The sequence below is a fragment of the Nostoc sp. NMS4 genome, assembly GCF_017115095.1.
Classification (GTDB): domain Bacteria; phylum Cyanobacteriota; class Cyanobacteriia; order Cyanobacteriales; family Nostocaceae; genus Nostoc.
On record NZ_JABXKI010000103.1, the window covers coordinates 1 to 2,767 of the forward strand.

The 2,767-nt window shown below is 43.8% G+C and carries 3 protein-coding genes; 2 read left to right on the forward strand and 1 reads right to left on the reverse strand.

The window, feature by feature from the left end; translation table 11 throughout:
• Together HWQ37_RS07450 and HWQ37_RS07455 are read left to right on the forward strand one after the other, a co-directional pair.
• A partial coding sequence (locus HWQ37_RS07450) for an RNA-guided endonuclease InsQ/TnpB family protein (protein WP_465249677.1) occupies positions 1-357 on the forward strand: 357 nt, incomplete at its 5' end.
• Between the two features lie 399 nt (positions 358-756).
• On the forward strand, positions 757-1,401 hold the full coding sequence (locus HWQ37_RS07455) for a DUF4439 domain-containing protein (RefSeq protein ID WP_292745424.1): 645 nt from the start codon (positions 757-759) through the stop codon (positions 1,399-1,401).
• A 43-nt stretch (positions 1,402-1,444) separates the two neighbouring features.
• On the opposite strand, the gene trmFO is transcribed toward HWQ37_RS07455, so the two are convergent.
• Complete coding sequence (gene trmFO / locus HWQ37_RS07460) at positions 1,445-2,758, reverse strand: FADH(2)-oxidizing methylenetetrahydrofolate--tRNA-(uracil(54)-C(5))-methyltransferase TrmFO (RefSeq protein ID WP_292745426.1); 1,314 nt, start codon at positions 2,756-2,758, stop codon at positions 1,445-1,447.
• Between the last annotated feature and the right edge of the window lie 9 nt (positions 2,759-2,767).

Consider the following 2,767-nt stretch of genomic DNA (forward strand, 5'->3'; position numbering starts at 1 on the left):
GAAGATTTGAGGATTAAAAATATGGTGAAAAATCACTGTTTAGCCAAGTCTATTAATGATGCATCTTGGTATCAGTTTCGTGTCTGGCTTGAGTACTTTGGGAAGGTATTTAAACGGGTCACGGTTGCGGTTAATCCGCAATACACTAGTATTGAATGCTCTAGCTGTGGTGAAGTTGTTAAGAAAACACTATCTACACGAACGCACGTATGTTCGTGTGGATGTGTGATGGATAGAGATGAAAATGCAGCTAGAAATATCCTTAGTCGAGGATTGGGTACGGTAGGGCATATCGAAACCTCTGCGCTAGACGTAGGCAACGCTTGCGGAGATGAAACCTCTACTCATGAAGAGTGAAAACCTGCATGAGCAAGTTATGTCTTAGATTCAAGAATCCCCGTCGATTTATCGCGGGGAGTGTCAAGTGTATAACTAATACAAAGTTGCTTTTGCTTGCTATTCAAAGCGAATCATCTCACTAAATGCTTGACTACAGTACGTTTCCTTCACAATACAAAAATAGTATTTATCTAAATTTGGTGTAATTGCTGACACCATTACCAAAATGAGTTACAAATGAGCAGTCATTGACTTGGAAAGTGAACATCTAGTCAAGACACATTAGAACTATTCATTGGGAAAATTCTTCTTTTCCAAAGGCAATTATTTGCAGCCAGGGTTATTCATGTCCTGGCTATTCCCTCATTCTCATATCCGCATCAAATAAACCGTAATCTCTTTAGGAGACACTAACTCATGGACTATCAAAGCCCTTTAAGCAAAAAATCCTCGCGCCGTGGGGTAATAGTGAGTGGAGCAGTTGGTGGTATAGCGACTGCGTTAGGTTTGCCGCTGATTTCCCAGAAGGCTGATGCTCGGACTACAACTGCTGGGCGAAACGATGTAAAAATTTTGAATAATGCTCTTTATTACGAACATCAGGCAATTTGGGCTTATGGTGCTGCTGCTAGCAAACTGACTAATACTGAAGTTGGTAAAGCTGTTTTGGCTTTGGCGCTCCGCAACCAAGCCGATCATAAAAAGCATCGAGATGCTTTAGCAGCTACGATCACTAGTTTGGGGGGAACTCCAGTAAAAACAGAGTCTAACTATGATGTTTCATCATACATCAAAAGGGGTGAGGGGAACTTGGATAGCGATGTGAATATTGCCAAGCTGGCTTTAGCTTTGGAGACTGATGCTGCGATCGCCTATAGCCACGAAATTGCTAAGTTGAAAACTCCAAAGTTGATTACTGTCGGCGCGAGTATCGGTTCTACTGAGGCTGCCCATGCTGCGGCTATTCGTGCCACTTTTAAAGCACTTGGAGTAAATCTCGAAATCGTACCAGCCTCTTTTGTTAGCTCTGAAAATCGTGAAGCCTGGGTACTGAAGGTATAGAGAGAGAGGAGATGGGGAAATCTCAATGCCCCATCCCCATTAATTATTGATTAGCTTTCCAGTTTGCCAAATCAGCTAAAGAGCGATCGCGGTAACGTCCATAACGCTCTGGTTTACTTTTGATTTTCATTCCTAAATCGGGAAAAATCCCAAAGTTAGGCGGCATTGGTTGGAAATGCTTGGGTGAAGCGGAACTAATAAATTCTAATAACGCACCCATCATTGTTGTTGGTGGTAAAATTAAAGCTTCTTTACCTAAAGCTAACCGCGCTGCATTAATTCCCGCCAAGCAACCACCCGCAGCCGCCGCAGTATAACCTTCAGTACCAATCAACTGTCCAGCAGCCAATAATGTCGGACGCTCTTTAAATTGCAAGGTAGGATGCATTAACTGGGGAGCATTAATAAAAGTGTTGCGGTGCATCACTCCCAGCCTGACAAACTCTGCTTTTTCTAAACTGGGAATTAACTGAAAGATTCGCTTTTGCTCACCCCAACGCAGATTAGTTTGAAATCCTACCATGTTCCACAGTTGACCAGCTTTATCTTCTTGTCGCAACTGCACCACAGCATAAGGACGTTCGCCTGTGCGAGTATCTGACAACCCCACTGGCTTCAGGGGGCCGTAACGCATGGTATCTTCGCCGCGCTGTGCTAGTTCTTCTATGGGTAAACAAGCTTCAAAAAATTTCGCCGTTTCCCGTTCAAAACCCTTGAGTTCTGTTTGTTCAGCTTGACAAAGTTCTTCTCGAAAGTGCAAGTACTGCTCTTTATTCATTGGGCAGTTGAGATAAGCAGCTTCACCTTTGTCATAACGTGATGCCATAAAAGCAATGTCACGATTAATCGATTCTCCCACGATAATCGGACTAGCTGCATCAAAAAAGCTCAGGTATTCCATCCCTGTAAAGCGTTGCAAATCTTCTGCTAAGTCGGGACTAGTTAAAGGCCCGGTTGCTAAAACCACAATCCCTTCAGGAATCGCAGACACTTCACCTCGACGGAATTCAACTAAAGGATGATTCGCTAAAGTTTCAGTTAAATCTCGGCCAAATTGTCCCCTGTCTACAGCTAGCGCCCCACCAGCAGGTACGGCGTGTTCATCAGCTTTCGAGATGACAATCGAACCGAGTTGGCGTAATTCTTCGTGCAATAATCCCGCCGCGCGATCGCTTGCCATTGCCCCAAAGGAATTACTACACACTAATTCTGCTAAATGTTCTGTATGATGAGCAGGACTAAATCGTTTTGGACGCATTTCATGCAGAATCACTGGTACTCCAGCTTGCGCTATTTGCCAAGCTGCTTCTGTCCCAGCTAGTCCACCTCCAATTACTTGTATCGGTTGTTGTTCCATAGTTAAATT